The organism is Kamptonema animale CS-326, from assembly GCF_028330895.1.
Lineage (GTDB): Bacteria > Cyanobacteriota > Cyanobacteriia > Cyanobacteriales > Microcoleaceae > Kamptonema > Kamptonema formosum.
In genome coordinates, this window is record NZ_JAQMUA010000035.1 from 1 (window position 1) to 6,590 (window position 6,590).

The following is a 6,590-nucleotide window of genomic DNA, read 5'->3' on the forward strand; positions in this document are numbered from 1 at the left end:
CACCTGAACAATTAAACGATGACAGGATAGGAAGAGCATTAGACAAATATTATCAAGCTGGGACGACAAAATTATTCACAGCAATTGCTCTAAAAGCAGCGATGAAATTTCAAGTAGAAACGAAAAGCGTTCACCTAGACAGCAGTTCAATATCAGTAGAAGGAGAATACAAAAGCCTTCAGGAAAAAAGCCAAGGAAATGAAGCAAAATGTTCCGAGAAAGAATCAGAAATGAAAGCCATAAAAATCGTACATGGATACTCACGAGATAGAAGACCAGACCTCAAACAATTTATCATAGATACAATCGTAAGCGGGGATGGAGACGTACCATTGTATCTAAAAATAGATGACGGAAACGCCGACGATAAAAGTGTATTTGTAGAGAGACTGAAAGAATTTAAAAATCAGTGGACATTTGACGGTATATGTGTAGCAGATAGTGCCTTATACACAGCTCCTAATTTGTCAGCGATGGCAGGAATGAAATGGATAACCAGAGTGCCATTAAGTATCAAAGAAGCTCAAAATAAAATCTGGGATATAGAAGATAATGCCTGGGAGCCAAATCAAATAAAGGGGTATAAAATAGCAGCGATATCAAGTGATTATGCTAACATCAAGCAAAGATGGCTAGTGATAGAGAGTGAAATCAGAAAACAAGCAGCCATAAAAAAAATATCCGAGCAAGTAGAGAAACAGTTAGAATTAGCTAAAGCCTCATTGCGTAAGCTATTCAGACAAGAGTTTGCTTGTATTGCCGATGCAGAGATGGCAATAAGAAGGTTATCAGAATCTTGGAAATATCACCAGATTGCAGAAAGTGAATACCGAGAAAAGCCAGTCAAAAAAACGACAATTAAGCCGAAAATAGAGAGCCAGACCAAGACAACAGTTTATCAAGTTACAGGTAAAATAGAAACCCGACTCTCAGTGATAGAAGCGGAAAGAGTCAAAGCCGGGAGATTTATATTAGCCACGAACATCTTAGATACTAAAACAGTGAGTAATGAACAGGTATTATCGGAATACAAAGCGCAGCAAAGTAACGAGAGAGGATTTAGATTTATCAAAGATCCGTTATTTTTTACGTCAAGCGTATTTGTGAAAAAGCCGGAGCGAGTGGAAGCAATTGGAATGATCATGGGACTGTGCTTGTTAGTGTATAACCTAGCTCAAAGGAAATTGAGACAACAATTAGAAGCTACCAATGAAGGGGTAAAAAATCAGGTAAAGAAATTAACCAATAAGCCGACAATGCGATGGATATTTCAGATGTTTCAGGCGGTGCATTTAGTGACCATAAATGGAGAGAAGCAAGTCAGCAATTTAACCCAAGACCGTCAAGTTGTATTAAAGCATTTAGGACAGTATTGCTGTCAATACTATTTAATATTTTCAAGTGGATGATGATTGGTATTAAGGTATAAATATTTGTAAATAATCCTCATTTATGAGTCAAGACAATTTGCTATTGGCATGAGTTGACCTGGTTAAAAAGATGAGTTGAAGTGATAAAATAGCGACATGAATATATTAGAAAAAGTCAATTATTTCCACTTACTTAATCTAGGTAAATTTGACAGACTCCTGTACCGCTAAAACCGCATAAGTTCAACCCGAAAGCATATTGGCTCCAAGCTTTCACAACTGATAAAAAAATCCAAGCCACATCTGCGGAATGTGGGTTGTTAGGCGGCTCGCCCCTTGGATCTCACCTATTGACTTGAGAATGCTAGACCCGCTCGTAATAATGTCTATTCCCTGACTTGTATACCCACGCGGAAAGCATATCAGTCGTCGATAGGCTCCAGACCCGCGATGCCGTCCTTCATTGCCTGGATTTCCTCCAGAGAGTGTCCCTGCCAATCCAGGTATTCGCCCACAACCCGCAGAGGCTCTCGGGAGCGATAGGACTTCGTAGGATTACCTGGATACTTCTTGTCCGTCAGATTGGGGTCATCCATAAACGAGCCGACCGGTTCCACCAGGTAGATTCGGCATGGATCTTCGCCCTTTGCCAGCTCCGCTCCCCAAATAGCCGCGTGCAGGGTCTCGCTGAAGTAGACCCAGGGCGACCTCCGCTCAGTATAGTTGGAGGGATAGCCGGGTTGAATCAGATCCCCAGGCTTCAGGTTCGCTCTGGTGCCATGATAGAAGCGGCGTGAGCTGGTGTCGGAGGGTATCGATGGTGCTGCTGGATTGCTCATGTTTATCTCGTCATCTATATCGTGACCATCATTCTGCGGAAACAACCAGAAAAATTCACTTCTTGGGCTTTGAGATCGAGTGTAATACAGAATGTAAATTCTTTGCGTCCACACTTCCGACACCAGATAATGTAATATCTGCTTCTAACGATCGCGGCGTTTCAGGGCTATATCCAAAACGAACAACTAGATCTGGTCTGCGATCGCCAATACCAATATAATCAGCACAAACTAACCAATAGATAAGGCTTTCAAGATTAATTGATAATAGCTCGCCTATTTGAGGAACTATTTTAATTGATTTTATTTACTTTTATTTCACTTTAACTGTTCAAAACTATCGCACTGTGTTCTGCCGCCCATCAAAACCCTTGTATTAGTTATGTCAGTTGCGTAAGTCCTGTAAATGTTGCCTTATGCCTTCTGCTATAAAACTTTATAATCTCCCTTTTTAAGGGGGTTGAGGGATAGGAGTTTCAGCTTTTAATCTGTAAGCTCTCCCTGATTGGGAAGTTAAAACCAGCAGTGACTTTTCTTCTCTGGGAGACAGTTGCAGGGTTTCTATGTCACTTTGTAATAAAATATATCTTAGGGTTGATTTACAAAAGCTTTATAAATATACTAGGAGTGAGGCTTTATTATGAATATACTAGGGTGCGACCTCTCGACTTGGAACACCTCAACTAGGACTTACGTAAATCTATTTGTAGCGCCGCCTTCTGAGCGGTAAAGTCACCGCCTAGAGGGAGGGATTACGTTAATTAGTTGGTAAGTTCTGTCAAATAAACAACATTTCCTCATCATGATTAAGCACAAATCTTTGAAACATCTGAAGCTGTTTGCGATCGCGCTCTGCGTAGAGGTCTTGTTCGCTAACGCTTTGCCAGCCCAAGTACAAGCTCAAACTCGACCCCAGGCTTCCAAAGTCAGCGTCACCTTCAGCCCTCCCGGTGCAGGGAAACCTGACAACTCCGCAGGGGGAGCCTCCCGCAGCAGCGCCCAGTGCGTTCAAGACACCGCCAATGGTGGCCCCTCGGCTACACCCTTAACGCCGGCGAATTATCAAGCGTTAACGGTGGCGGAACGTCCAACTTTCTTTGTTTACGTCCCTGAAACTTCAGCGCGAAAGGTATTTTTTAGTCTGGAAGGTGAGAACAAAAATAGCCACTACCAAACGACTATACCAATTAGTGGCAAAGCGGGAATTGTCAGCGTCAGCCTCCCGGATAGCGCACCAGCCTTAGAAACGGGCAAAAATTATAAGTGGTCTTTTGTGATTATGTGCGGTAATGCACTCAGACCCGATAGCCCAGCGGTAGAAGGGACAATTATGCGATCGCAGCTTAATCCCACCTTAACCAGCCAGCTAGAAAAAGCCACACCTTTAGAGCGTGCTGCTTTGTATGGCAATGGTGGCATTTGGTACGATACTCTGGCTACAGTAGCCGAACTGAGGCGATTAGAACCCAACGATTCCTCCATAGAGGCGACTTGGACACAATTGTTAACATCAGTTGGGCTAGATGCGATCGCCACTAAGCCACTCCTGTAATAAAAAAAAGGCAGAAGGCGGAAGGCTAATGCGGAAGATAGTAAAGAAGAGTTTGGGGGGAGTACTTCCTACCTAGCAACCCATCGCGCCTTTGCCTCATGAAATTGACTCAAGCTCAAAACTCAGAACTTATGCAACGCGAAGTATCGCAAGGAACGAAGCAAACTCAAAACTCCCCCCCTTTATTTCCCCAAATTGTGGTTGCTCAACTAAAATCATGCTAGCAACCCAGATTCTCCTATCAAATCTGGATGCTAATCGCAGATGTGGCCACAGCTCAAAAAGCGAATTTGGAAATGGCGTTCAGTTCTGATTGCGGCTCCTAGCGTGGCATTCTTAGTCATGGCTGCCAAATATGCGGGACTCTTGCAGCTAATCGAATTAGTTACCCTCGATCAATATTTTCGCTTGCGTCCCCTAGAAACTGTTGACCAGCGTATAGTTATTGTCACGGTTGACGAATCAGATATCACTCGCATTGGCAAATGGCCCATATCTGATGCCGTCCTAGCTAAATTAATTAAAAATATCAAAACCCAGCAACCTAGAGCTATTGGCTTAGATTTTTACCGCAACTTACCAGTACAGCCTGGCCACCAAGAATTAGTACAAGTATTCAAAACCACCCCAAATTTTATTGGCGTAGAAAAAGTTGTTGGAGATGCAGTTCCACCACCGCCAGCATTGAGCGAATTAGATCGAGTAGGTATCGCCGATTTAGTATTAGATACCGACGGTAAAGTACGGCGAGCTTTACTCTCTGTTAGCACCGAAGATGGCCAAACAAAATTAGGTTTAGGCACAAAAATTGCCTTGATGTATTTAGAGAAAGAAGGCATTTCTCTAGAGATGATTGATGCTACTAAAATGCACTTAGGATTAGGCAAAGCAGTATTCATACCTTTTACAGGCAATGACGGCGGCTATGTCAGAGCTAATTCTGGCGGCTACCAGATTTTTCTCAACTTTCGCGGGCCCCAGGAAAGTTTTCCCACCATCTCGATGACACAGGTTTTAGAGGGAAAAATTCCTCCTAATTTAATGCGCGATCGCATTGTTTTAATTGGTGCAACTGCACCCAGCCTCAACGATTTACTATTAACTCCTTACAGCAAAACTTCCGGCGGTAGTCCCAAGCGGACTCCCGGAGTAGTCATTCATGCCAATATAATTAGCCAAATTTTGAGCGCCGCCATAGAAGGACGACCTTTAATTAAAGTTTGGCCGCATTTACTAGAAGTTTTCTGGGTTTTAATTTGGTCTTCAGCGAGTGCTGGTTGGAGTTGGCGGCTGCTAGAATCAAAGCGTTTTAGAAACAATACTTTAGCGAAAGGAACGCTCCTAGTGGCATCCATTTTAGGCACAGGAAGCAGTCTCGTTACTGTCAGCTATGTAGCATTTCTAGGAAGTTGGTGGATACCTGCGATTCCCCCGCTACTGGGTGTAACTGGTTCTGCTGTTGCTATTGCAGTTGAACACAGCCGCAGATTGCACCGCGAAAGCGAAAAAAGACTAGCTCAATTCTTGGAAGCTGTACCTGTGGGAGTAGCAGTAATTGATGCTGATGGCAACACTTATTACACTAACAATAAAATTCAAGAATTAGTGGGAAAAAAAATTGCAGCTTCCGCCACAGCTCAGGAATTAGCAAAAGTTTATCAAATTTATGCAGCGGGTACAAATGAACTCTATCCCAATCAAAAATTACCCATCGTGCGGGCCTTGAAAGGGGAGAAAAAAATGGTAGATAATTTGGAAATTCGCGCGGCTAATGGTCAAATGATTCCGATAGAATGTCGGGCAACTCCTGTTTATGATGAATTCGGTAATATTGCTTATGCGATCGCAACTTTTACTGACATTACGGAACGCAAAAAAGCGGAAGCGGAAAGAGAAAGCTTACTAGAAGAACTATCTGAACTCAATCAAGATTTAGAAAAATCCCTAGATGCTGAACTAGAGCTCACCGATGCCTATGGCCGCTTCGTACCCCATGAATTTCTAGCTTTACTTGGATATGAAAGTATTATTGACGCAAAATTAGGCGATCAAGTAAAGTTAGAAATGTCAATTTTATTTTCAGACATTCGTGACTTTACAACCATGAGTGAAAGCATGACTCCTGAAGATAATTTTAAATTTATTAATGCCTATTTGAAGCGCATGGAACCTGCAATTACTGCTAACAATGGATTTATTGATAAATATATTGGCGATGCAATTATGGCATTATTTAGCGGCGAAGCCGATGATGCTGTGAAAGCTGCTATTACTATGCTTAAAGAGCTGGCTGAATACAATCAAACTAGAGGCCGGCCAGGCAGGCCATCGCTACAAATTGGGGTAGGAATTAATACAGGTTCTTTGATGTTGGGTACTGTCGGCGGAGAAAACCGCATGAACAGCACGGTAATTAGCGATTCGGTGAATTTAGCTTCGCGGATGGAAGGATTAACAAAAAATTATGGGGTGTCGTTGTTAATCAGCCATCACACTTTTTTGCGCTTGCAAAATTATGAGGATTATTCGATCCGATTTATTGATAGAGTCCAAGTTAAAGGTAAGTCAAAAATGGTGGCTGTTTATGAAGTGTTTGATGCAGATGAGCCGGAAATGCGAGAGGCTAAGTTAGCTACTAAGTCAATTTTTGAGGAAGCTTTGTTTCTCTATATGAATGGGAATTTTACTAAATCCGCCCAACTTTTTAAAGCGTGTTTATTAATTAACCCACTGGATAAGGCAGCTAAAATTTATCTAGAACGCTGTCAAGTTTGAGTTGAACTCCCGGTGTAACGCCGCCCTCTGGGCGGTGACATACCGCCCAGAGGG

General features: G+C 42.6%; 4 protein-coding genes. 3 read left to right on the forward strand and 1 reads right to left on the reverse strand.

The genetic code is table 11. The annotated features are described in order from the left end of the window. On the forward strand, positions 1-1,409 hold a 1,409-nt coding region (locus PN499_RS02400; RefSeq protein ID WP_272030084.1), incomplete at its 5' end, for an IS1634 family transposase. Positions 1,410-1,792: 383 nt separating this feature from the next. Here PN499_RS02400 and arr read toward each other — a convergent pair. After that, the gene (arr, locus tag PN499_RS02405; protein ID WP_275994295.1) at positions 1,793-2,209 is read right to left on the reverse strand and encodes an NAD(+)--rifampin ADP-ribosyltransferase; all 417 of its coding nucleotides are present in this window, start codon (positions 2,207-2,209) and stop codon (positions 1,793-1,795) included. 802 nt (positions 2,210-3,011) lie between these two features. On the opposite strand from arr, the gene PN499_RS02410 reads away from it, so the two are divergent. Together PN499_RS02410 and PN499_RS02415 are read left to right on the forward strand one after the other, a co-directional pair. Then, positions 3,012-3,761: a DUF928 domain-containing protein gene (locus tag PN499_RS02410; RefSeq protein ID WP_272030086.1), complete on the forward strand. Its 750-nt coding sequence runs from the start codon at positions 3,012-3,014 to the stop codon at positions 3,759-3,761. Between the two features lie 264 nt (positions 3,762-4,025). Beyond that, positions 4,026-6,536 carry a CHASE2 domain-containing protein gene (locus PN499_RS02415; RefSeq protein ID WP_272030087.1) on the forward strand — a complete coding sequence of 837 codons (2,511 nt, stop codon included), beginning with the start codon at positions 4,026-4,028 and terminating at the stop codon, positions 6,534-6,536. Positions 6,537-6,590 lie beyond the last annotated feature (54 nt).